This window comes from Pseudomonas sp. NIBRBAC000502773 (genome assembly GCF_006517195.1).
GTDB lineage: Bacteria > Pseudomonadota > Gammaproteobacteria > Pseudomonadales > Pseudomonadaceae > Aquipseudomonas > Aquipseudomonas marginalis.
The window spans coordinates 4,082,935-4,105,087 of record NZ_CP041189.1; the positions used below are offsets into that span (position 1 = coordinate 4,082,935).

The 22,153-nt window shown below is 62.1% G+C and carries 22 protein-coding genes; 9 read left to right on the top strand and 13 right to left on the bottom strand.

What is annotated here, in order from left to right; translation table 11 throughout:
* Nucleotides 1–220 precede the first annotated feature (220 nt).
* Nucleotides 221–412, top strand: coding sequence for a Flp family type IVb pilin (locus NIBR502773_RS18710; RefSeq protein WP_065940960.1), 192 nt, complete (start codon nucleotides 221–223; stop codon nucleotides 410–412).
* A gap of 54 nt (nucleotides 413–466) precedes the next feature.
* Nucleotides 467–871, top strand: a complete 405-nt coding sequence (locus NIBR502773_RS18715; RefSeq protein WP_065940961.1) for a response regulator — start codon at nucleotides 467–469, stop codon at nucleotides 869–871.
* 33 nt (nucleotides 872–904) lie between these two features.
* Here NIBR502773_RS18715 and NIBR502773_RS18720 read toward each other — a convergent pair whose 3' ends face one another.
* The 4 genes from NIBR502773_RS18720 to NIBR502773_RS18735 all read right to left on the bottom strand — a co-directional run bounded on the left by NIBR502773_RS18720 (nucleotide 905) and on the right by NIBR502773_RS18735 (nucleotide 6,846).
* Nucleotides 905–2,587 (bottom strand): ShlB/FhaC/HecB family hemolysin secretion/activation protein, encoded by a 1,683-nt coding sequence (locus NIBR502773_RS18720; protein ID WP_141156655.1) that lies wholly within the window; start codon nucleotides 2,585–2,587, stop codon nucleotides 905–907.
* Between the two features lie 185 nt (nucleotides 2,588–2,772).
* Entirely contained in the window at nucleotides 2,773–4,344 is a 1,572-nt protein-coding gene (locus NIBR502773_RS18725; RefSeq protein ID WP_141156656.1) for a collagen-like triple helix repeat-containing protein, read from the bottom strand.
* 301 nt (nucleotides 4,345–4,645) lie between these two features.
* Nucleotides 4,646–5,500, bottom strand: coding sequence for a MaoC family dehydratase (locus NIBR502773_RS18730; RefSeq protein WP_141156657.1), 855 nt, complete (start codon nucleotides 5,498–5,500; stop codon nucleotides 4,646–4,648).
* Between the two features lie 2 nt (nucleotides 5,501–5,502).
* Nucleotides 5,503–6,846 (bottom strand): 3-oxoacyl-ACP reductase, encoded by a 1,344-nt coding sequence (locus tag NIBR502773_RS18735; RefSeq protein WP_141156658.1) that lies wholly within the window; start codon nucleotides 6,844–6,846, stop codon nucleotides 5,503–5,505.
* A gap of 103 nt (nucleotides 6,847–6,949) precedes the next feature.
* Here NIBR502773_RS18735 and NIBR502773_RS18740 point away from each other — a divergent pair, with 103 nt between their 5' ends.
* Together NIBR502773_RS18740 and NIBR502773_RS18745 are read left to right on the top strand one after the other, a co-directional pair.
* Nucleotides 6,950–8,227: an acetyl-CoA C-acetyltransferase gene (locus NIBR502773_RS18740; RefSeq protein WP_074848679.1), complete on the top strand. Its 1,278-nt coding sequence runs from the start codon at nucleotides 6,950–6,952 to the stop codon at nucleotides 8,225–8,227.
* Between the two features lie 133 nt (nucleotides 8,228–8,360).
* Complete coding sequence (locus NIBR502773_RS18745) at nucleotides 8,361–9,260, top strand: PA4780 family RIO1-like protein kinase (RefSeq protein ID WP_027607961.1); 900 nt, start codon at nucleotides 8,361–8,363, stop codon at nucleotides 9,258–9,260.
* Nucleotides 9,261–9,340: 80 nt separating this feature from the next.
* Here NIBR502773_RS18745 and cueR read toward each other — a convergent pair whose 3' ends face one another.
* From cueR to NIBR502773_RS18760, 3 genes are all read right to left on the bottom strand, one after another.
* Entirely contained in the window at nucleotides 9,341–9,742 is a 402-nt protein-coding gene (gene cueR / locus NIBR502773_RS18750; RefSeq protein WP_027607960.1) for a Cu(I)-responsive transcriptional regulator, read from the bottom strand.
* Entirely contained in the window at nucleotides 9,739–11,940 is a 2,202-nt protein-coding gene (locus tag NIBR502773_RS18755; protein WP_141156659.1) for a cation-translocating P-type ATPase, read from the bottom strand. The genes cueR and NIBR502773_RS18755 overlap by 4 nt, the downstream gene beginning before the upstream one ends.
* 65 nt (nucleotides 11,941–12,005) lie before the next feature.
* Nucleotides 12,006–12,386 carry a hypothetical protein gene (locus tag NIBR502773_RS18760; protein WP_027607958.1) on the bottom strand — a complete coding sequence of 127 codons (381 nt, stop codon included), beginning with the start codon at nucleotides 12,384–12,386 and terminating at the stop codon, nucleotides 12,006–12,008.
* A gap of 147 nt (nucleotides 12,387–12,533) precedes the next feature.
* On the opposite strand from NIBR502773_RS18760, the gene NIBR502773_RS18765 reads away from it, so the two are divergent.
* Nucleotides 12,534–12,731: a heavy-metal-associated domain-containing protein gene (locus NIBR502773_RS18765; RefSeq protein WP_027607957.1), complete on the top strand. Its 198-nt coding sequence runs from the start codon at nucleotides 12,534–12,536 to the stop codon at nucleotides 12,729–12,731.
* 85 nt (nucleotides 12,732–12,816) lie between these two features.
* Complete coding sequence (locus NIBR502773_RS18770) at nucleotides 12,817–14,010, top strand: multidrug effflux MFS transporter (protein ID WP_027607956.1); 1,194 nt, start codon at nucleotides 12,817–12,819, stop codon at nucleotides 14,008–14,010.
* Between the two features lie 8 nt (nucleotides 14,011–14,018).
* On the opposite strand, the gene NIBR502773_RS18775 is transcribed toward NIBR502773_RS18770, so the two are convergent.
* The 3 genes from NIBR502773_RS18775 to NIBR502773_RS18785 form a co-directional block, all read right to left on the bottom strand.
* The gene (locus tag NIBR502773_RS18775) at nucleotides 14,019–14,201 is read right to left on the bottom strand and encodes a hypothetical protein (protein WP_027607955.1); all 183 of its coding nucleotides are present in this window, start codon (nucleotides 14,199–14,201) and stop codon (nucleotides 14,019–14,021) included.
* A 147-nt stretch (nucleotides 14,202–14,348) separates the two neighbouring features.
* Nucleotides 14,349–15,362 (bottom strand): zinc-binding alcohol dehydrogenase family protein, encoded by a 1,014-nt coding sequence (locus NIBR502773_RS18780; RefSeq protein ID WP_141156660.1) that lies wholly within the window; start codon nucleotides 15,360–15,362, stop codon nucleotides 14,349–14,351.
* A 24-nt stretch (nucleotides 15,363–15,386) separates the two neighbouring features.
* Nucleotides 15,387–15,680, bottom strand: a complete 294-nt coding sequence (locus NIBR502773_RS18785) for a putative quinol monooxygenase (protein ID WP_141156661.1) — start codon at nucleotides 15,678–15,680, stop codon at nucleotides 15,387–15,389.
* A gap of 115 nt (nucleotides 15,681–15,795) precedes the next feature.
* Here NIBR502773_RS18785 and NIBR502773_RS18790 point away from each other — a divergent pair, with 115 nt between their 5' ends.
* Both NIBR502773_RS18790 and NIBR502773_RS18795 read left to right on the top strand, forming a co-directional pair.
* Entirely contained in the window at nucleotides 15,796–16,725 is a 930-nt protein-coding gene (locus tag NIBR502773_RS18790) for a LysR family transcriptional regulator (RefSeq protein WP_141156662.1), read from the top strand.
* A 134-nt stretch (nucleotides 16,726–16,859) separates the two neighbouring features.
* Nucleotides 16,860–17,555, top strand: coding sequence for a helix-turn-helix transcriptional regulator (locus tag NIBR502773_RS18795; protein WP_065940971.1), 696 nt, complete (start codon nucleotides 16,860–16,862; stop codon nucleotides 17,553–17,555).
* Nucleotides 17,556–17,628: 73 nt separating this feature from the next.
* Here NIBR502773_RS18795 and NIBR502773_RS18800 read toward each other — a convergent pair whose 3' ends face one another.
* Nucleotides 17,629–18,582: an adenosine deaminase gene (locus tag NIBR502773_RS18800; RefSeq protein WP_141156663.1), complete on the bottom strand. Its 954-nt coding sequence runs from the start codon at nucleotides 18,580–18,582 to the stop codon at nucleotides 17,629–17,631.
* Between the two features lie 194 nt (nucleotides 18,583–18,776).
* Here NIBR502773_RS18800 and NIBR502773_RS18805 point away from each other — a divergent pair, with 194 nt between their 5' ends.
* The gene (locus tag NIBR502773_RS18805) at nucleotides 18,777–19,868 is read left to right on the top strand and encodes a calcium:proton antiporter (RefSeq protein ID WP_115486319.1); all 1,092 of its coding nucleotides are present in this window, start codon (nucleotides 18,777–18,779) and stop codon (nucleotides 19,866–19,868) included.
* A 59-nt stretch (nucleotides 19,869–19,927) separates the two neighbouring features.
* Here NIBR502773_RS18805 and NIBR502773_RS18810 read toward each other — a convergent pair whose 3' ends face one another.
* Together NIBR502773_RS18810 and NIBR502773_RS18815 are read right to left on the bottom strand one after the other, a co-directional pair.
* On the bottom strand, nucleotides 19,928–21,286 hold the full coding sequence (locus NIBR502773_RS18810) for an 8-oxoguanine deaminase (RefSeq protein WP_141156664.1): 1,359 nt from the start codon (nucleotides 21,284–21,286) through the stop codon (nucleotides 19,928–19,930).
* Between the two features lie 146 nt (nucleotides 21,287–21,432).
* Nucleotides 21,433–22,122, bottom strand: coding sequence for an SDR family oxidoreductase (locus tag NIBR502773_RS18815; protein WP_141156665.1), 690 nt, complete (start codon nucleotides 22,120–22,122; stop codon nucleotides 21,433–21,435).
* Nucleotides 22,123–22,153 lie beyond the last annotated feature (31 nt).

Genomic DNA, 22,153 nt, shown 5'->3' on the forward strand with positions numbered 1-22,153 from the left:
AGGTAGTTCAGCTAGGACGAAATGCCATTACCCCCTGGGAAATATTCTGTACTTCAGTTGGAAACAGCCCGGATTTGGCGCCATGGAGTTGGCTAATACTTTGTGATTAGTCGCTTATTACAGTTGTTGGGAGTGCATTTGCCGACAATGCTCTAACAGCAAGGCGGAATCATGTCGTAGGCCCTCTATATCGGCGCTTTGAGCGCGCAGGAGAAGTCATATGTTCCTTGATGTCATTCGCAAGGTGTTTATCAAAATCCAGATTTTTTCCTATGAAAGAGAAGGGGCTTCCGGTATCGAATATGCAATTGTCGCGGCGATGTGCGCGGCGGTGATCGGGCTGTTCATGACGCCCATCAGTACCAAAGTTAAGGCTATTTTTACTTCGATCCAGACAGGCATCGGCACTTGATCAATACTGTGGTGTGACTACCCTGAGTGCATTACCAGTGTCAGGACTTTTCCCATGAGTTCCTCTTCGCCGACCCGGCAACAAATCCTGTTAGTGGACGATGAAGAGGACGCCCTTATCGAGCTCGCCGAATCCCTCGAGAATGAAGGGTTCGTCTGTTTCACGGCCAGCTCCGTCACCGAGGCTCTGCAGGAACTCACCCTCAACCCTGATATCGCCCTGGTCATCACTGACCTGCGCATGCCCGAGGAAAGTGGTATCTCCTTGATCAAGCGCCTGCGCGAACACACCTCACGCTCGCACCTGCCGGTCATTGTGATGTCGGGTCATGCCGAGATGGATGACGTCAGCGATATGCTGCGCCTGCAGGTGCTGGACCTGTTTCGCAAGCCGATCTACCTGGTGCGGTTGATCGATACGTTGAACAGTCTGTTTCCCATAACCAAACGCTATCTGTAGGAGCGAACACGTTCGCTCCTACAGGCGCCTGCGTCACAGCTGATAGCTGAAACTCAACATATAGCGCGGCTTGCGATTGAAGTTGTCGAGTGCCACGTCTGACATCGGCTTGGCCGCTTCGAGGGCGATGTTGTAGTACTTGGCGTCGCCAAAGCGCATTCCCACAGCGGCCGATGACATGTCGTTGTGCTTGATCGGCAAGTCGTTGAACCAGGTCCGGGCGCGGTCGAGCACCACGTAGGGTTGCAGGATGCGCACCCAGTCGCCGGCGCGGTTGTAGCTGTAGTTGATCTCGTAGGCCATGCCCCAGCCCTTGTCGCCGGAGCCTTGATCATCGGGGTAGCCACGGCCGAAGTTCTGCCCGCCAAAGGTGGCGCGCTCGCTGTCGGGCAAGGTGTCGTCGCTCCAGTAGAGGGCGCCGGAAACCACGCCTTGCCAGTTACCGAACAGCGTGTTGCTTTGCACGCCGGACAGGCGCAGGCGGAAGAAGTCGAGGTCGGGCTTGAGGCCGCCGAAGTCGCTGCGGGCCTTGGCTCCCATCGCGTGGGTGCCTTGGTAGAGCCCGGCGCTGAGGATGCGTAGTTGGGTGGTGTCGGCCTTGCGCCAGTCGCCCTCGACGGCCAGGGCGCGCAGGTCGGTTTGCAGCGCCAGGCGTTGCGGGAACCCCACCAGTTGGTAGCGAGTGGTCTGGTCGACGGCGTAATAGCGCGCGCCGAGGTTCAGAGATTCATTGGGCGAGGCGATCAACGGGTGGCTGAGGCCGATGGAGTAACGGTCAATTGCCTGGTGTGGCTTGAGTTCGAAGCCGCCGCCCAGTTGCAGGCGGGTACGTGGATCGGCGCGGTAGCGTTCACCCGACAGCACCCACTGGGTGCCTTCGGCATTGATGAACTGGCTGTAGGCGGCACGGTAGTAATGTTCTTTATCGTCTCCCGGTGGGAACAGGCCACTGACGCTCAATTGTTCGCCCATGGATGTCCACGCGTTGCTGGTGGCCGTCAGGAGCGCCTGGGTACCGCCTCGGCTGTTCTCGTTCAGGCTCATGCTGGTGGTGAAGGGTTTGCGGCTGGCGCTGATTTGCATGTGGGTGCCGCCATCGGTGGTGCCGGGCGGTGGTACCTGAGCCTGCAGCGTCACCCCGGGGATGCTGCTCATCAGGGTGGTATAGCGCTCGAAGGTCTTGCGGGTAAGCGGGCGTTCGGCCTTGAGCTTTTGTGCCAGCTTGTCGACGTAGGACGACACCGAACCGATATCGCCCTGCACGTTGTAATCGCGGATATAACCCTCCACCAGCACCACGCGCACCAGGCCGTTTTCGAAGCGTTGCTCCGGCAGGAAGGCGTAGGACAACAGATAGCCATCCTTCTGGTAGCGCAGGGTGATGCGGCGCGTGGCCTCGATCAGTTGCGCGAGGTTGGTTTCGTGGCCAATCAAGGGCTCGAAGACCTGGGCCACGTCCTTGAGCGGATAGACCGTGCCGCCGTCGATCTGCAGTTTGCGGATGGTCACGTTGGTGTCCATCCGCAAGGGCTGCGCCGCTGTGTCGGCGGGCACCGGCAATTGGGTCTGCGTGGGAGCCGGACGGTAGGCATCGGCGGGCAGGTTGGGTACGGGCAGGTTGCGGATGGTGTCGTTGCTGTTGAGGAAGCTGGGAAGAGTATCGGCGTGGGCATAAGCACTGAGGGTGAGCAATAACAACGGTGTCAAAGCGCGCATAGGACACTCCATGGTCAAAACTGCAGCGGCGTTTTGCAGACGCCCGCCGGGCTCTGGGGCGCGGTTCGGGTGTTTTTCATAGGCCTCTCGATGGCCCATAAAAAAGACGAGAGATGGATGGGATCTCTCGTCTCAACCAAGCGTAGGCGCTGTAGATGAGGCCGTCTAATCGGCCAGGTGCAATTCTATTTTGTGCCGGTCAGGCCACCGAGAATCCCGCCCAGTACACCACCGTTTGCCGTGGCGCCTGCGCTGGTCGTTGTGTTGGCGCCCACGCTGAGACCGCCGCCGGGCAGGCCTCCACCACTGCCTGTGCCGCCGGTCACAAGGCCGCCGACCGACGCCACGGTGCCACCCACTGCGCTCACGGTGCCGCCCAAGGCGTTGGTGACCGGGTTGGCGTTGGTAGCGCTGATTTGTCCGCCCAGGCTGCCGACCGCGCCGCCCACGTTGGTGACCAGCCCGTTGACCGGCGCACCCAGGCCCGTGGCCCCGCCGACGGTTTGGGTGAGGCTCTGTACACCGCTGGTGACAGGGTTGAGTGCGACGCCGAGGGTGTTGGTGATCGGGGCAACCGCCGCACCGGCCGTTGCGTTCGGTACGCCATTGCCGCCGAGCAGGGTACCCAGGGATGCCACGGTGCCGCCGGCCTTGACGCCTGTGACGCCGGTAGCGCTCACCACTCCATTGGTACTGCCCGCATTCAGGCCGCTGCTGGCGCCTGCGATCACGCCGCCGACCAGTTCCGCCAGGCCCAGTGAGTTAGGACTGCCACCCGTCCCGCCGCCGTTCGAGGCGACATAACCGCTGGCCGTGCCAACCGTGGTGCCCACGCCATTGAGCACGTTGCCTACTACGTCAGTCACAGGATTGTTGCCGGTACTGGCGACTTTATCGCCAAGGCCGTCGACAGTACCGCCGACTTTTTGCAGCAGGCCGCCGACCGGGCTGCCCAGGCCGGTCGTGCTGCCGACTTTGCCGGTGGTGTTTTCCAACAGGGACACCACGGGTACCAGGACTCGTGCGCCAACGGTATCCGTGACCGAACCCAACGGGCCGGTAGTGCTGGCAGTGCTTAATGTATCGCCGAGCATGGTCACGGCATTGCCGACTTTATTGACCACGCCGCCCACTGCTGGGGCGGCGGTTCTCACCACCGGCACTCTCCCGAGCAAGGTGGCGACGTTGTCCCCTGTGACGCTTACCCCATCGCCCAGGTCAGAAACGCCGTTGCCCACGCCGGCGAGGGTTGTGCCCAAAGCGTTGCTGTCGGTACCCAGCGAGCCCAGGCCTTCCGACAGGCCATCACCGATACTGCCCACGGCGGTGCCGGTCGCGGTCACCAGGCCGTCGGCGGTTGCGCCTACGATCGGCAGGCTGCCGAGGGTGGTACCCAGGCTGCTGACGGTGCCGCCGAGATCGGTTACGGTGCTGCCGACGGTGTCGACCACGCCTGCGGTGACCAGCGTGCTGCCGGTTCCGCCTGTGCCGCCACCCGTGCCGCCGGTTCCTCCACCGGTTCCGCCTGTGCCGCCGCCCGTGCCGCCGGTTCCTCCACCGGTTCCGCCTGTGCCGCCACCAGTGCCACCTGTTCCTCCACCGGTCCCGCCGTCCGTGCCACCCGTGGCAGCAGGGTCCGAGGACGCAGAGCCGCTGCTGTGATGCCCGCCGCCACCGCTGCTGCAGCCGCCCAGCGTCATTGCTATTGCCAGGGCCAGCGCGGTACTTGCTCTCCAAAACACTACTTGAGTTTTCATGATTGAGTTCCCTGCACCTGTACAACCTTGGTTGTCATCAAACGCTCGTTATTTCTTGGATAGCGATGCGTTTGTCCGTGTGTTCATCACAGACCCAGGTTGGCGTTCTCTCAATGCTCAAGTTGGTATTAACGATTTATATAGAAGGGTCGAAACATCCGCTTAGTGATTAATGAGAAGGGTGTAGGGAGAGGGTGTATCAGGATATATATATGTTTTGATTCAACGGGTTGAATAAAAATAGCGGACGTGAACACGTCCGCTATTACTTAGGGCATATATATACAATTAATCAGGGTTTTTACCCGATGGGCCGCCACTTACCGGCCATATGTTCAATGTCACCCGCCCCTTTCAACCACAATTCACCACTGGAACCGGCAGCGCTGCTGTGCAGTATCACTTCGCTGGGCAGGCGCACCGGTTTCTTGAACACCACCTCTATTTCCACATTCGCGGCGGGCAGGTGCTCACCGAGGGCCGCCAGCGTGCGTGCCTTGTTCCACAACCCATGGGCGATCGCCTGGGGAAAGCCAAACCCTTTGGCGGTCAGCGCACTCAGGTGGATGGGATTGTAGTCGCCGGATACCCGCGCGTAGCGGCGGCCGATATCGGCGGGGGCTGCCCAGCGCGTCAGCTCGCTGACCTGTGCAGGTACAGGTGCAGGGGGCGTGTCATCCGCCGCGTCGCCGTCGAGTTTCACGCCGCGACAGAGCATCCGGCTCTCGGCTTCCCACAACACGCCCAGAGAATCCTCGGCGCAGGTCACCACGTCAAACGTTGCGCCCTTGGCGTGGGGCTGGAGGTTTTGCGCGTGTACGCCGATGAACATTTCGTTGATGCTGCCCAGGGGCCTATGGATGCGGATGCGATTGCTCAGGTGAATCAGCCCCAGCAGCGGGAAGGGAAAGGCCTTGGCGGTGAGTAACTGCATCTGCAAGCCGAACGCCAGGATGTGTGGATAAGTCGCCGGCAGGATGGGGCTCTCGACAAAACCGCAGACCTTGCGATAGGCCGCTACGTCCCTGGGGTTGACGCCGACCCGGCAGCGCAGCCCTTGCTCGGGCAGTGTGTTGCCGGTGATCTTGCGCTTGAGCGCTGCCCGCCAATACAGCGGTGGCAGAAACGGCGTATTGCCTAAGGTTTGCCAATCCATGCTTACGCTCCCAATAGACTTTGCCCACATACCCGCAGCGCTTGCCCGCTGACCGCCCCGGAACCCGGCTGGCTCAGCCAGGCCACGGCTTCGGCGACGTCCTGCGGCAAACCGCCCTGGCCCAGGGAACTCATGCGCCGCCCGGCTTCACGCAGTGCAAATGGAATATGCGCGGTCATCTGGGTTTCGATGAAGCCGGGGGCTACGGCGTTGATGCTGATCCCGCGTTCCTCCAGCAACGGCGCCCACGCCTGCACCAGGCCGATCAAGCCGGCCTTGCTCGCGGCATAGTTGGTTTGCCCACGGTTGCCGGCGATGCCGCTGATGGAGGCCAGCACCACCACACGGGCGTTGTCGCGCAGGGTGCCGCTGTCCAGCAGTGCCTTGGTCAGCACTTGCGGGGCATTGAGGTTGACCGCCAGCACTGCGTCCCAGTATTCCGGGGTCATGTTGGCCAGGGTCTTGTCACGGGTGATCCCGGCGTTGTGCACCAGGATGTCGAGGCCGTCGGGCAGGTGTTCGATCAACTGGCCGGCGGCGTCTTCGGCGCAGATATCCAGCACCACGGTGCGCGCACCCAGGCGTGCGGCCAGGGCCTCGAGGTCGGCCTTGGCCTGGGGCACGTCGAGCAGGATCACTTCGGCGCCGTCGCGGGCCAGGGTTTCGGCGATGGACGCGCCAATGCCACGGGCTGCGCCGGTGACCAATGCCTTGCGCCCGGCGAGGGGGCGAGTCCAGTCTTCGACGGGCGTGGCACAGGCCTTGAGGCGAATCACCTGGCCGGAGATATAGGCGCTTTTCGGTGAGAGGAAGAAGCGCAGCGCGCCTTCCAGTTGGTCTTCGGCACCGTCGCCGACGTAGAGCAATTGCAGCACGCCGCCGTTGCGCAGTTCCTTGGCCAGTGACCGGCTGAAACCTTCGAGGGCGCGCTGGGCGCTGGCGGCGAATGGGTCGCTGAGGCTTTCCGGCGCGCGGCCGAGGATCACCAGGTGTGCACTGTTATCCAGGTTTTTCAGCAACGGTTGGAAAAACTCACGCAGTTGCTTGAGCTGGTCGGTGTGTTGCAGGTCGCTGGCATCGAATACCACGGCCTTGAGCTTGGGGCCATGGCCGGGAATCCAGGTCGAAGTGTCGGCGCCGTAGGTGTAAATGGCGTCGGTGAGCCGGTTGGCAAACGCTTTCACGTTCGTTGCCAGCGCGCCACCACCCAGTAACAGCGCACCTTCCACCGGGCGCAGGCGCCCGGCTTGCCAGCGTTCCAGGCGTACCGGTGACGGCAGGCCAAGGGCGGCGACCAGGCGATGGCCGAGGCTTGAGTTGGCGAAGTCGATATAACGGTCAGACATGGAACGCTCTCCGAAGGCTGGGGTTCAAAGGGTTGACCATCCCAGGGTAGCAGTCGTTCGACTAGGCTCAGTTATCCAGACCACAACCGACAGGGAGCTTTCCATGACTCAATTGCGCCGTGTAGCGATCATTGGCGGTAACCGCATTCCGTTCGCCCGCTCCAATGGCCCTTACGCCACGGCGAGCAACCAGGCGATGCTGACCGCGGCCCTGGAGGGCCTGATCGAGCGCTACAACCTGCACGGCCTGCGCATGGGCGAGGTGGCCGCCGGCGCGGTGCTCAAGCATTCCCGCGACTTCAACCTCACCCGTGAATGCGTGCTGGGTTCACGCCTGTCGCCGCAAACCCCGGCCTATGACATTCAGCAGGCGTGCGGCACGGGGCTGGAGGCGGCATTGCTGGTGGCCAACAAGATCGCCCTGGGCCAGATTGAATGCGGGATTGCCGGAGGGGTGGATACCACCTCCGACGCGCCTATCGGCGTGAATGAAGGGCTGCGCAAGATCCTGCTGCAAGCCAATCGCAGCAAGTCCATGGCGGATAAATTAAAAGTCCTGTTACAACTTCGTCCCCAGCACCTCAAGCCTGAGCTGCCGCGTAATGGCGAGCCGCGCACCGGTTTGTCCATGGGCCAGCATTGCGAATTGATGGCACAGACCTGGCAGATTCCCCGCGCCGAGCAGGACCAGCTCGCCCTAGAGAGCCACCAGAAAATGGCCGCTGCCTATGCCGAAGGCTGGCATAACGATCTGCTCACGCCGTTTCTTGGCCTGACCCGCGACAACAACCTGCGCCCCGACCTGAGCCTGGAGAAACTCGCCGCACTCAAGCCCGCGTTCGAACGCAGCGAAAAAGGCACGCTCACGGCCGGCAATTCCACACCGCTCACCGACGGTGCATCCCTGGTGCTGTTGGGCAGCGAGGCGTGGGCCCAGGCGCGTGGTTTGCCGATCCTGGCGTACCTGCGCGATGGCGAAGCGGCGGCGGTGGATTTCGTCAACGGCGCCGAAGGCCTGCTGATGGCGCCGGTGTATGCGGTGCCACGTTTGCTTGCGAGGAATGGCCTGACGCTGCAGGACTTTGATTACTACGAGATCCACGAAGCATTCGCGGCCCAGGTGTTGTGCACGCTCAAGGCCTGGGAGGATGCGGACTACTGCAAGACGCGCCTCGGGCTGGACGCCCCGTTAGGGGCCATCGATCGCAGCCGCCTGAACGTCAAGGGCAGTTCCCTGGCGGCCGGGCATCCGTTTGCCGCCACCGGTGGGCGCATTGTCGCCAACCTGGCCAAGTTGCTCGACGCGGCGGGCAAGGGGCGCGGGCTGATTTCGATCTGCGCCGCCGGCGGCCAGGGCGTGACGGCGATCATCGAACGGTGAATTCGCCGAAATTGGCATATTGGATGCATTCTTGAGTGGTCAGAGGTCGGTAGCCCCTCCCACCGGCGAGCCGATTGCCGTATAACGAGTGCCATACGCGTATTTGGTAATAAAGGACCCACAATAAAAGCTGATGAAGACTCCTAAACGCATTGAACCCCTGATCGAAGACGGTCTGGTCGACGAAGTGCTGCGCCCACTCATGAGTGGTAAAGAAGCAGCTGTTTATGTGGTGCGCTGCGGCAATGAATTGCGTTGCGCCAAGGTTTACAAGGAGGCGAACAAACGAAGTTTTCGTCAAGCGTCCGAATACCAGGAAGGCCGTAAGGTCCGTAACAGCCGGCAGGCCCGGGCCATGGCCAAGGGCTCGAAATTCGGCAAGAAAGAAACCGAAGATGCCTGGCAGAACGCCGAAGTGGCGGCGTTGTTCCGCCTGGCCGGTGCGGGCGTTCGCGTGCCCAAGCCATACGACTTCCTCGAAGGCGTGTTGTTGATGGAGCTGGTGGCCGACGAGTACGGCGATGCCGCGCCACGCCTGAATGACGTGACCTTGGAGCCGGATCAGGCGCGTGAATACCACGCCTTCCTGATTTCCCAGATCGTGCTGATGCTGTGTACCGGCCTGGTGCACGGTGACCTGTCCGAGTTCAACGTGCTGCTCACGCCGACCGGTCCGGTCATCATCGACCTGCCCCAGGCGGTGGATGCGGCGGGCAACAACCACGCGTTCAACATGCTGGAGCGGGATGTGGGCAACATGGCTTCCTACTTCGGGCGTTTTGCCCCGGAGTTGAAGAAGACCAAGTACGCCAAGGAAATGTGGGCACTCTACGAAGCCGGCACCTTGCACCCGGCCAGCGTCTTGACCGGCGAGTTCGACGAGCCGGAAGAGCTGGCGGACGTGGGCGGTGTGATCCGCGAGATCGAAGCGGCAAGGCTGGACGAAGAACGGCGCCAGGCCATTCGGGCGGCGGATGATGCGCCACCGAGCAAAGCGTCGGAAGAACCGCCGCCGCCGCCCTGGATGCAGTGATCCGTGGCTGGATGAGGATCAAAATGTGGGAGGGGGCAAGCCCCCTCCCACATTGGTTTTGTAGTTAGTCAGTTAGAGCCTCACGCGCAGCAGCTTCCCGACGCCAACTCCTTGAGAATCGGACAATCCGGCCGGTCATCCCCGTGGCAGTGTTCCACCAGGTCCTGCAACGTATCGCGCAGTTGCCCCAACTCCAGGATCTTCTGGTTCAGCTCATCGATATGTTGGCGCGCCAGGGCTTTCACATCGGCGCTGGCCCGTTGCCGGTCCTGCCACAGGGTCAGCAGTTTGCCCACCTCTTCCAATGAAAACCCCAGGTCCCGCGAGCGTTTGATAAACGCCAGGGTGTGCAGGTCGTCGGTGCCGTAGATGCGGTAGCCGCTGTCGGTGCGATGGGCGGCTTTCAACAGGCCGATGGATTCGTAGTAGCGAATCATCTTCGCGCTCAGCCCGCTTTGCCGGGCGGCTTGGCCGATGTTCATGGGTGTTGATCCTCCAATTCCTTGGGTTTCCACGTTTTCAACAGCAAGGCATTGCTCACGACACTGACGCTGGACAAGGCCATGGCCGCACCTGCAAGCACCGGATTGAGCAGGCCGAATGCGGCCAGGGGAATGCCGATCAAGTTATACACAAAGGCCCAGAACAGGTTCTGGCGGATTTTGGCGTAGGTCTTGCGGCTGATCTCCAGGGCGGCCGGGACCAGGCGTGGGTCGCCGCGCATCAGGGTGATACCGGCGGCATGCATGGCCACGTCCGTGCCACCGCCCATGGCGATACCGATGTCGGCGGCAGCCAGGGCCGGGGCGTCGTTGATGCCGTCGCCGACCATGGCCACCACGCCGGTTTTTTTCAGTTCGGCGACGGTGGCGGCTTTATCGGCGGGCAGGACTTCGGCGTGTACGTCATCGATGCCCAGCGCTTCGGCGACTACGCGGGCGCTGCCGCGATTATCGCCGGTGAGCAAGTGGCTGCCGATGTGCCGGGCCTTGAGTTGTGCCACCGCTTCCAGAGCGCCAGGCTTGAGCGTGTCACCAAAGGCAAACAGCCCGAGCACACGGGGTTGCGCGCCTTGCTCGATCAGCCAGGACAAGGTGCGGCCCTCGGCCTCCCAGGCCGTGGCAGAGTCGGCCAGCCCACCCGCGTCCAGGCCGCTTTCTTCCAGCAGGCGCCGATTTCCCAGGGCCAGTTGGCGCCCGTCGAGGGTGCCGGCAATGCCACGTCCAGTCAGGGATTGGCTGGTGCTTACGTGCGCCACCGTCAGCCCTTGCTCGCTGCATGCATCCAGCACGGCATTGGCTAGCGGGTGTTCGCTGCCGCGTTGCAGCGCACCGGCCTGTTGCAGCAATGTGGCTTCATCGCCATCCACTGCCGCCAAATGGGCAATTTTCGGGGTGCCGGAAGTTAGAGTGCCGGTTTTGTCGAACACCACGGTGCTTACTTCATGGGCACGCTCCAGCGCTTCGGCGTCCTTGATCAGGATGCCGTAGCGCGCGGCCACGCCGGTGCCGGCCATGATGGCGGTCGGTGTAGCCAGCCCGAGTGCGCACGGGCAGGCGATCACAAGCACCGCCACGGCGTTGATGATCGCGGTCTCCAGCGGCGCACCGTACAGCCACCAGCCCACCAGCGTGATCAACGCCAAGACCAGCACGGTCGGCACGAATACCTGGCTGACTTTATCCACCAGCTTCTGAATCGGTGCCTTGGCGGCCTGGGCGTCTTCCACCAGGCGGATGATGCGCGCCAGTACGCTTTCGGCACCGAGCGCGGTGGTGCGCACCAGCAGGCGACCTTCACCATTGATGGCACCGCCGGTGACGGCGTCGCCGGGCTGTTTCGGCACCGGCAGGCTTTCGCCGCTGATCAGTGCCTCATCGGCATGGCTCTGGCCTTCTACCACTTCACCGTCCACCGGGAAGCGCTCGCCGGGTTTGACCAGCACCAGGTCATCGAGTTTGAGCGCGCTGATGGCCACATCCTCCTCGCGGCCAGCCTGTACACGCATCGCGCGTTCAGGGCGCAGGGCTTCCAGGGCGCGGATGGCGCTGGCGGTCTGGCGTTTGGCGCGGCTCTCCAGGTATTTACCGAGCAGCACCAGGGCGATCACCACGGCCGACGCTTCGAAGTACAGATGGGGCATGGTGCCCGCGGGCGCGGTCAGCCATTCATAGAGACTCAGGCCGTAACCGGCGCTGGTGCCGATGGCCACCAGCAGGTCCATATTGCCGGCGCCGGCCCGCACGGCCTTCCAGGCTGCGATATAGAAGCGTGCACCGAAGATGAATTGCACCGGGGTCGCCAGGAGGAACTGCACCCAGGCCGGCAGCATCCAGTGCAGGCCGAAGGGTTGCACCAGCATCGGCAGAACCAGAGGCAATGCCAGCACAATCGCCAGCAGCAGCGACCAGCGCTCGCGGTGCAGGCGTTGGGCCTGATCGGCCTCGGTCCTGGTTTCGCTTTGCGGCAGGCTGGCGGTGTAGCCGGCTTTGTCGACGGCGGCGATCAGCACGGCCGGGTCGATCTGGCCCAGCACTTCAACGTGGGCGCGCTCGTTGGCCAGGTTGACGCTGACGCTTTGCACCCCCGGCACTTTGCCCAGCGCGCGCTCGACACGCCCGGCGCAACTGGCGCAGGTCATGCCGCCGATGGGCAGGTCAAAGGTGGTGGATCCATTCATGGGGCAGTCCTCCAGAGAAGTTGCCCCTAGGATCAACCTTGACCTGCGGGGAAGGTCAAGCGTCTTCAGTATTCCAGTGCGGCGGGTTTGAGGTACATGCCTTCCGGGCCCTGGGCAATGCGCAACTTGCGTACGTCACCGGCCTTGAGCGTGATGTTCTGCGCCGGCGGCGCGAGCAGGCCCGGCAAGCAACCCGGTGACTGGCCCGGCAGCAGTTTCAGGCGTAGCGACACATTGCCGGCGGGCAGGTTGAACGAGGTGGACTGTTCCTGGAACAGGCGCCCGGCCAACTGGTCCTGGATGTACAGGCCGATCTCGCAATTGGTCGGTACTTCCAGGCGTTCGCGGGAAATGATCAGCACCGCATAGTCTTCTGCGGCGAGGGCCTGGGGCGCAGCGGCAGACAAGCTCATCAGGCCGACAAGGCCAAAAAACGACCAGCGCATGGCGAATGCTCCGTGGTTTCAATCGAAGATGGGTGAAGCTTGGCCGACGCCGCGGTGTAATACCAGCCCGGCCGAAAGTTTCAGAACTTGACCTTGCCATCGTGGCAAGGTCAAGACTGGGTTCAACCTCATCAAAGGAGTCATGTCATGCAAATATTCAGCGTTGAAGGAATGACCTGCGGCCACTGCGTTCGGGCCGTGACCCAGGCGGTGCAGAGCCAGGATCCGGCGGCCAGCGTGAAGGTCGACCTGGCGGCGAAAGAGGTGGGCGTCGAAAGCCGCCTGTCTGCCGAGGAAGTGATCAGCCTGATCAGCGAAGAGGGCTACAGCGCCAAGCTCGCCTGACCCATTCAAATAGTTAGCGAGCTATCGTATTCAATGCACCCAAGCGCGGCTAAACTGTCGGGCTGCCGACACACTTGGGTGCCTGATGAACCTTCGCATAATCCTGATTCTGGGCGCCTTGAGCGCCTTCGCGCCGCTGGCGATCGATTTCTACCTGCCGGGCTTTCCTGCCATGGCGACGGCCTTCGGGACCGACGAAAAACATATCCAGCTGACCCTGGCGGTGTATTTCGCCGGCCTGGCCATCGGCCAACTGATCTACGGCCCACTGGCAGACCGCTTTGGTCGACGCGGCCCGCTGCTCAGCGGCGTGACCCTGTTTACCCTGGCGTCCTTTGCCTGCGCATACGCACCGTCCCTGGAATGGCTGATTGGCGCACGTTTCGTGCAGGCCCTCGGCGGTTGTGCGGGCATGGTGATTTCCCGTGCCGTGGTCAGTGACAAATGTGATGCGGTGGGCTCGGCCAAGGTGTATTCGCAACTGATGCTGGTGACCGGCCTGGCGCCGATCCTTGCGCCGTTGGCAGGCGGGGTGATGGTCGGGTTATGGGGCTGGCAGTCGATTTTCCTCGCACTGTCGATCTTCAGCGTGATGGCGGCGATTGCCGTGGCGGTCGGTTTGCCGGAAACCTTTCCGGCGCACCAGCCGCGTCAACCCTTGTCCGGGTCGCTGCGCCGCTATGGCGCGCTGTTGTCAGACCGGGTCTACCTCGGTTACGCCCTGACCGGGGGCATTTCGATTGCCGGGATGTTTGCCTACATCGCCGGCTCCCCGTTCGTATTTATCAAACTCTATGGCGTGCCCGCCGAGCATTACGGCTGGCTGTTCGGCTCCAACGCCGCCGGGTTCATCCTGGTTGCACAGGTTAACGCGCGGCTGCTGGCCAAGCGTGGCCCGGCGTTTCTGCTGTCGCGCACGGTGTGGGTCTATCTGCTGGCGGCGCTGTCACTGTTGGGCATCGCGGCCTTGCGCACCGAAGCGTTATGGCCGTTGCTGGTACCGCTGTTCATCTGTATCGCCAGCCTGGGCTGCATTCTGCCCAACACCTCGGCCTGCGCCATGAGCGGGCAGGGCGCCCGGGCCGGCAGCGCGTCGGCCTTGCTCGGTTGCATTCAGTTTGGCGTGGCGGCAGGGGCGGCTTCGTTGGTGGGCGTGCTGCACGACGGCACGGCGATGCCGATGGCGATGGTCATCAGCTTGTGCGGTGTGTTGGCGGTGACGATTGCGATGTCGACCCAGCGCCTGCAACGGGCAAGGGCCACGCAGGCGCAGGGCTGAAATGCAGGTCAGCCAGCGGCGGAGCGTTGCTGGCTGAGTGGAAAACGGTGAGGAGCCTGGATACGGGCTTGCAGGGTATCGGCGAAGGCGCGGGCCTCGGCCTCGCTGCGGAAGGTGAACGCATCGCCGTCGAGGCGAACCTGCCATTTATTGCCGGGGGATTTTGCTAACGCTTTTATCAGGATTTTCATTGCTGACTTCCTCACGTAAAAGAATCGTGGCAAAGGCGGCCAATATAAACCCGAATACGCTCACAAATATGACAAAGATCAACTCTCTGACTAGCGGTGTCGTCCATCACTCACACGAATAACGGACGACACTGACAGACGTTATCTTCAGAACCCTTCAAGCACGATCTTGCCCTTGGCCTTGCCGCTTTCCAGCAGGGCATGGGCACGGCGCAGGTTCGCCGCATTGATCACACCGAAGTGCTCGCCCACCGTCGTTTTCAAGGTGCCGGCGTCGATCAGTTCGGCCACGCGATTGAGCAGGTTGTGCTGCTCGATCATGTCCGGGGTCTCGAACATCGAGCGCGTGTACATGAACTCCCAATGCAGCGACAGGCTCTTGCGCTTGAGTTTGCTCACGTCCAGCGCCTTGGGGTCGTCGATCAGCGCCAGCTTGCCTTGGGGTTGCAGCGCTTCGACCAGTTGGTCCAGGTGATGCTCGGTCTGGGTCAGGCTGGCGACGTGGGTCACCTGCGGGTGGCCGGCTTGTTTCAGCGCTTCGCTCAGCGGTTGGCTGTGGTCGATCACCAGGTCGGCGCCGAGTGCCTTGGTCCATTCCTGGGTTTCCGGGCGCGACGCGGTGCCGATCACCGTCAAGGCGGTGAGCTGGCTGGCCAGTTGGGTCAGGATCGAACCCACACCTCCGGCGGCACCGACGATGAGCAGGCTCTGGCCTTCAGCCTCTTTACCTTCACGCACTTGCAGGCGTTCGAATAGCAGCTCCCAGGCGGTGATGGCGGTCAGCGGCAGCGCGGCGGCTTCGGCAAAGCCCAGGCTCTTGGGCATATGGCCGACGATGCGTTCATCCACGGTATGCAGTTCGCTGTTAGCGCCCGGGCGGACCAGGGAACCGGCGTAGAACACCTTGTCGCCGACGTTGAACAGGCTCACTTCACTGCCGACGGCCTTGACCACACCGGCCACGTCCCAGCCCAGCACTTTGGCCGCGCCGTTCTCCGGGGCGACGTTCTGGCGCACCTTGGTGTCCACCGGGTTGACCGAGATGGCTTTGACTTCTACCAGCAGGTCACGGGGGCCGGCGACGGGCTCCGGCAGTTGGATGTCTTGCAGGGATTTTTCATCGTTGATCGGCAGTGATGCGTAGTAGGCAATGGCTTTCATGGGAGCTCCGGAAAAAGGCAGTGATCAGGCGAGAAACTTCAGGCGCTTGAGTTCGAAGTATTCGATGACATCAGCGGCTTTAGCGCGAAAACGTTGGATATGCGCGCTCTGGTCGTGGTCGGCGAGTGCGGCGTCATCGCTCCAGCGTTCGAGCATGTAGAAGGTCTCAGGGTGTTGCAGGTCCTGGTGCAGGTCGTATTGCTCGCAGCCGGCTTCAAGACGGGTGGGTTCCAGCAGGTCGCGCAGCAGCGGCTCCAAGGTGGCCTGTTGGCCAGGTTTGGCGATCAGCGTGGCGATGACGTTAAAGGCTGTGGACATATTCAACTCCAGACACGTGATAACGGGATGGGCAGATGATTGGCCATTTCCCTGCAAGATAAAAGCGGCTAAAACAGCACTCTGTTTCAATAATATTTTGATAATGGGTGGTTGAATGCTGCGTTTTGATGATTTGCAGTTGTTTGTACGCGCCGCGGACCTGGGCAGTTTGTCGGCGGCGGCGCGGGTGATGGACCTGTCGCCCGCCGTGGCCAGCGCGGCGCTCAAGCGTATCGAACAGCAGCTGGGCACGCGTTTGCTGGCGCGCTCCACCCGCAGCCTGCGCCTGACCGCCGAAGGTGAGGGTTTCCTGGAATATGCCCGAACTGCATTGAGCGCCCTGGACGAAGGACGGCGCTTATTGGCCAGTGGCCAGGACCATGTCAGCGGGGTGTTGCAACTCTCGGCCCCTTCGGATTTTGGCCGTAACCAATTACTGCCCTGGCTGGACGAATTTCAGCACGAGTACCCGCAACTCACCGTGCGCCTGTTGCTGGGCGATCGGATTGCCGACCTGTTCCGCCAGCCGGTGGACATTGCCCTGCGCTATGGCGAGCCCGAAGACTCCAGCCTGATCGCCCTGCCCGTCGCGCCGCACAACGTTCGCGTGTTGTGCGCAGCCCCCAGCTATCTCGCGCGTTATGGCGAGCCGCGACAGCTGGAGCAGTTGGCCCAGCACAATTGCTTGCTTTACATGCTTGGCAGCCGAGTGCATGACCACTGGACCTTCCACGATGGCAAACGCGAAGTCAGCCTCACGGTCGGTGGTGATCGCTTCAGCGACGATGCCGATGTGGTGCGCCGCTGGGCGGTGGCGGGCGTGGGCATTGCCTACAAATCCTGGCTGGATGTGAGCACCGATGTGCTGGCCGGGCGCTTGCGCCTGGTCTTGCCTGAATTGCGTGGCGAGCGCACACCACTCAACTTGCTGTGCGCCCATCGGGCCCAGTTGAGCAAACCCATCAACCTGCTGCGGGAAATGCTCGTGTCGCGCTGTGCGACATTGACCGCTCAATTGCCGGAGCGATTGGGTACGACGTATTAGCCTCCATCACACAAGGAAATTTCACTCAGCTCATGTCCCTATTCATGCTGTCAGACGCCGCGGAACCGCTGATTTACGCACCTATACTTTGGCGCCCACCACAGCAGAAAAATAATTCGACAGGGAGTGAATCGATGGAAGAAGCACCATGCATCAGTCAGATCGCCAGCTTGCTCGCCGAACCCAAACGCACCGCCATGCTCTGGTCCCTGATGGACGGCTCGGCCAAGTCCTCGGAGGAGCTGGCGCTGCTTGCCGGGTTGTCACCTGCCTCGGCCAATGCCCATCTGGCACGGCTGACGGGGAGTGGCTTGCTGCGTACCGAGGGCCGGCGTGGCAAGCGGCTGTTTCGCATGGCGGCGGCCGATGTCAGCGTCGCCATCGATGCCTTGGCCAGTACGACCCTGGCCAGCGCCGCACGTAGTGCGCCGCATGCTTCACCGCCGGTGTTGGTGGCGCCGCCATTGTTGCGACATGCGCGGCTGTGCCAGGGCCACCTCGGCGGCGAAGTGGCGGCGGATCTGCATGAGCGGATGTTGGTGGCGGGGTGGATCGAGCGTCATGAACAACGCATTGAGGTGACGATCAAGGGCGCGCAGCACCTGGCGGGCCTGGGTATTTACACCCAGGCGCTGGCGTCGCCACTGGTGTGCGACTGCTTCGATTGGAGCCAGCGGCGACCGCACCTGGGCGGCGCGTTGGGTGCGGGGCTGTTGCAGTTGTTCCTGCAATCGAACTGGATCAGCCTGGTCAACGAGTCCCAGGCGGTGCAGCTCAACGACAACGGGCTGGCAGAAATCACCCGATTGGCCATGTCCGAACAACCTTAGCCTTGAGGGTTTGCCATCCTCGCCCTGGCCCTTTTTGATTCCATGGGCCGGGCGATGACGACTTTCCGTCCAGTCAGGGTTTTACCAGGCGCGCATCCAGGCTGTTCTGCGCCAGGCGTTTGGCCTGGTCCTGGGTCATGCCCAGCGAGGTGTACAACGCGTGGAAGTTCTCGGTGACATAGCCGCCGAAGTACGCCGGGTCATCCGAGTTCACCGTGACCTTCACGCCACGCTCGAGCATGTCGAGGATGTTGTGCTGGGCCATGTCGTCGAACACACAGAGCTTGGTGTTGGACAGCGGGCAGACGGTCAACGGGATCTGCTCGTCGATGATGCGCTGCATCAGGCGCTCGTCTTCGATGGCGCGTACGCCATGGTCGATACGCTGGATTTTCAGCAGGTCGATCGCTTCCCAGATGTACTCGGGCGGGCCTTCTTCACCGGCGTGGGCGACGGTGAGGAAGCCTTCGTGGCGGGCGCGGTCGAACACACGCTGGAACTTGCTCGGCGGATGACCCATTTCCGAACTGTCCAGACCCACGGCCACAAACGCATCGCGGAACGGCAGCGCCTGGTTGAGGGTTTTCTCGGCTTCTGCTTCGCTCAGGTGGCGCAGGAAACTGAGGATCAAACCGCTGGTGATGCCCAGTTGCTGTTCGCCGTCTTTGAGCGCCGCGGCGATGCCGTTGAGCACCACTTCGAACGGCACGCCACGGTCGGTGTGGGTTTGCGGGTCGAAGAAGGGCTCGGTGTGGATCACGTTCTGGGCTTTGCAGCGCAGCAGGTAAGCCCAGGTCAGGTCGTAGAAATCCTGGGAGGTGCGCAGCACGTCGGCGCCCTTGTAATACAGGTCGAGAAACTCTTGCAGGTTGTTGAAGGCATAGGCCTTGCGCAGGGTTTCGACGTCGTTCCACGGCAGCGCGATCTTGTTGCGCTCGGCCAGGGCGAACAGCAGCTCAGGCTCCAGCGAGCCCTCCAGGTGCAGGTGCAATTCAGCCTTGGGCAGGGCGTTGAGCCAATCGTACATTTTCTAAATTCTCATCAGGTGCAATGGCGGCATTCTACAGGCCATGGCTGAAATAATCGGCAAAACCTGACCAGCAGGAGAGTATTCGATTTGTTCACGCAAGGACCGTGTGAACTAAGGTGTAACGAAACGTTAGCGGCTTGGCGCAGTCTGTACCCCATCAATGACTGATTTGCCGCACTAAAAGGCCCGGAATGCTCACATCCCTCAAGCAAGAAAAATTCATGCTGCTGGCGCTGATTGCCGCCATCGCCGCCTACCCGCTGGAGCACTGGATGCTGCACAGCGGGCAAATGGTGGCACTGTTGGCCGGCGTGGTGTTGATCGGTTTTATCGTCGTGGCGTCGATGCGCGTGGCCCACCACGCCGAGCAACTGGCGGAAAAAGTCGGCGATCCCTACGGCACCATGATCCTGACCCTCGCCGCAGTGCTGGTGGAGGTGGTGATCCTGGCGATCATGATGAGCAACGAGCCATCACCCACCTTGGTGCGGGACACCATCTATTCGGCGGTGATGCTCGATATCAACGGCATCCTCGGCCTGGCAGCGTTGATGGGCGGCATCAAGCATGGCGAACAGTCCTACAATGATGATTCGGCGCGGACCTACAGTGTAATGATCCTGACCGCCATGGGCGTGTCGATGGTGGTGCCGGAATTTATCCCCGAAGCCGACTGGAAAATTTACTCGGCCTTCACCATCGGCGCGATGGTGGTGCTCTACACCTTGTTCCTGCGCATGCAGGTAGGGCCCCACAGTTATTTCTTCAGCTACAGCTATCCGGAAAAGCGCCGCAAGAAGCTGCCGGAGGAACAAGAGTCGCCGCCGGTGAACCTGGCGTTTTCCATCGGCACCCTGGTGTTTGGCGTGGTTGTGATCGGTGCGCTGGCCGAGGTGATGTCCAAGACCCTCGACCTGGGCCTGGAAGGCACGGGCGCACCGCCGGTGATCACGGCGATTGTGGTGGCGGCTATTTCGGCGGCACCGGAGATTCTGACGGCCTTGCGCGCCGCATTGGCCAACCGCATGCAGTCGGTGGTGAACATCGCGCTGGGCGCGTCGTTGTCGACGGTGATCCTGACGGTGCCGGTGATGGAAGCCATGGCACTCTATACCGGCCAGCCGTTCCAGATGGCGATGACGCCGGTGCAAACGGTGATGGTGTTTATCACGCTGATCGTCAGTGCGATCAACCTCAACGATGGCGAAACCAATGCCATCGAAGGGATGACCCATTTTGTGTTGTTTGCGACCTTTATCATGTTGTCGCTGTTGGGCTTGTAAGCACCGTGCACTCCAAGTGGAAGGGCGCTTGCCCTGCCACATGTCGAGCGGTGTCTGGTTTAGGTTCCGGCGATTAGCCGCCGTGCCGCCTGGCTGTGATCGGCGATCAAGCCTTTCAGGTCCAGGCCTTCCACCTGTCCGTCGATAACCCGCCATTTGCCGCCGATCATCACCCGGTCCGCCCGATCCGCGCCGCACAGCAGCAGTGCGGAGATCGGATCGTGGCTGCCGGAAAAACGCAGCTCATCCAGTTTGAACAGCGCCAGGTCAGCCTGTTTGCCTACGGCCAGTTCACCGATATCCGTACGCCCGAGTAGCTGCGCCGACCCCTTGGTCGCCCAACCCAGCACGCCTTCGGGGGTGATCTTTTCGGCGCCGTAACGCAGGCGCTGGATGTACAGGGCCTGGCGGGTTTCGAGGATCATGTTCGACGCATCGTTGGAGGCAGAGCCGTCCACACCCAGGCCGATGGGCGCGCCGGCAGCGATCAGGTCCAGGGTCGGGCAGATGCCGGAGGCCAGGCGCATATTTGAGCTTGGGCAATGGCAGATGCCCGTACCGGCGGCGCCAAGGCGGGCAATTTCATCCGGGTTGAAGTGAATGCCATGGGCCAGCCAGGTGCGCGGGCCGAGCCAGCCGACGCTGTCCAGGTAATCCACTGTGCGCAGGCCGAAGCGCTGCAGGCAGAAATCTTCTTCGTCGAGGGTTTCGGCCAGGTGGGTGTGCAGGCGCACATCCAGGCTGTTGGCCAGTTCGGCGCTGGCTTGCATGATTTGCGGGGTGACGGAAAACGGTGAGCAGGGCGCCAGGGCAATCTGGATGTACGCTCCGTCGCCGCGTTGATGGTATTCGCGGATCAGGCGCTGGCTGTCGTCGAGGATGACCTGGCCCTGTTGCACGGTCTGTTGCGGTGGCAGGCCGCCGTCGGCTTCGCCCAGGCTCATGGAACCGCGGGTGAGCATGGCGCGCATACCCAGTTCGCGCACGCTGTCGACTTGTACATCGATGGCGTTTTCCAGGCCGTCGGGGAACAGATAGTGATGGTCTGCCGCCGTGGTGCAGCCCGAGAGCAGCAACTCCGCGAGCGCCACCTTCGACGCCAGGGCGAGTTTTTCCGGAGTCAGTCGCGCCCAGACCGGGTACAGGGTTTTCAACCAGGGAAACAAGGGCTGATTGACCACCGGCGCCCAGGCGCGGGTCAGGGTCTGATAGAAGTGATGGTGGGTGTTGATCAGCCCGGGCAGGACCACATGCTCACGCGCATCGAACACTTGGGCGCAGGGCTGTGCGGGTTCCTGACCCTGTGCCAGCACTTCGGCGATCACTCCGTCTTGCAGCACCAGGCCGCCACGGGCGTCGAGGCTGTTGGCGGTGAAAATCGCGAGGGGGTTTTTTAACCAGATACGGGTCGCAGGCATTGGCCGGCTCCTCTGAATGATGGGTTCAGGTTTGCCAGCTCAGTGATGCCCTGTCTGCTGATCCAGGGTCGCCGGTGAGGGCGAGGTGGGCAGTCTACGCGTGGATCGTTATCGACGGCAATCGCTCGATAACGACCCTGTGCGGCTTACCAGGCGATGGTGTCGCCTTTGTAGTCCACGAAGTGATGGCCGCCCTTGCCGGTGTAGGCGTTCACCTGGTCCACCAGGCCGCGCACGCTGGTGTCGACATCGATGTGCGCGTTTTCGCCACCCATGTCGGTCTTCACCCAGCCCGGGTGCAGCGACAGCACGGTAAGTTTGTGATCGCCCAGTTGGGTAATGAAGCTGTTGGTCATGGAGTTGAGTGCGGCCTTGCTGGCCTTGTACAGCGCCAGGTCCGAGCCATCGGGGATGGTCACGCTGCCCAGTACTGAACTCATGAACGCCAGCACGCCGCTGTCCTTGCGGATCTGCCCGACGAAGCGCTGGGCCAGGTTGATCGGCGCCACGGCGTTGGTGAAGAACAGCTGGCCGACTTCCGCCAGGGTGGCATGGCCAGGTTCTTGATTGGCGGGGCCCTTGACGCCTGCGTTGACGAACAACAGGTCGAAGGTGCGGTCCTTGAGGCGCTGGTTCAGGGCGATCACGGCTTGCTGATCGTCCATGTCGAGTTTCTCGATCTGTACCGGCGGGCCCACGGCTTTAAGGGCATCGGCCTTGTTCGGGTCACGCACGGTGGCGGTCACGTCCCAGCCGTCCTGGAGCAATTGCTTGACCAGGCCGAGGCCCAGGCCGCGTGAGGCGCCGATGATCAGTGCGGTTTTTGGCGTAGACATGAAGGCTTCCTTTAAAAGTCGCGGTTCAGGG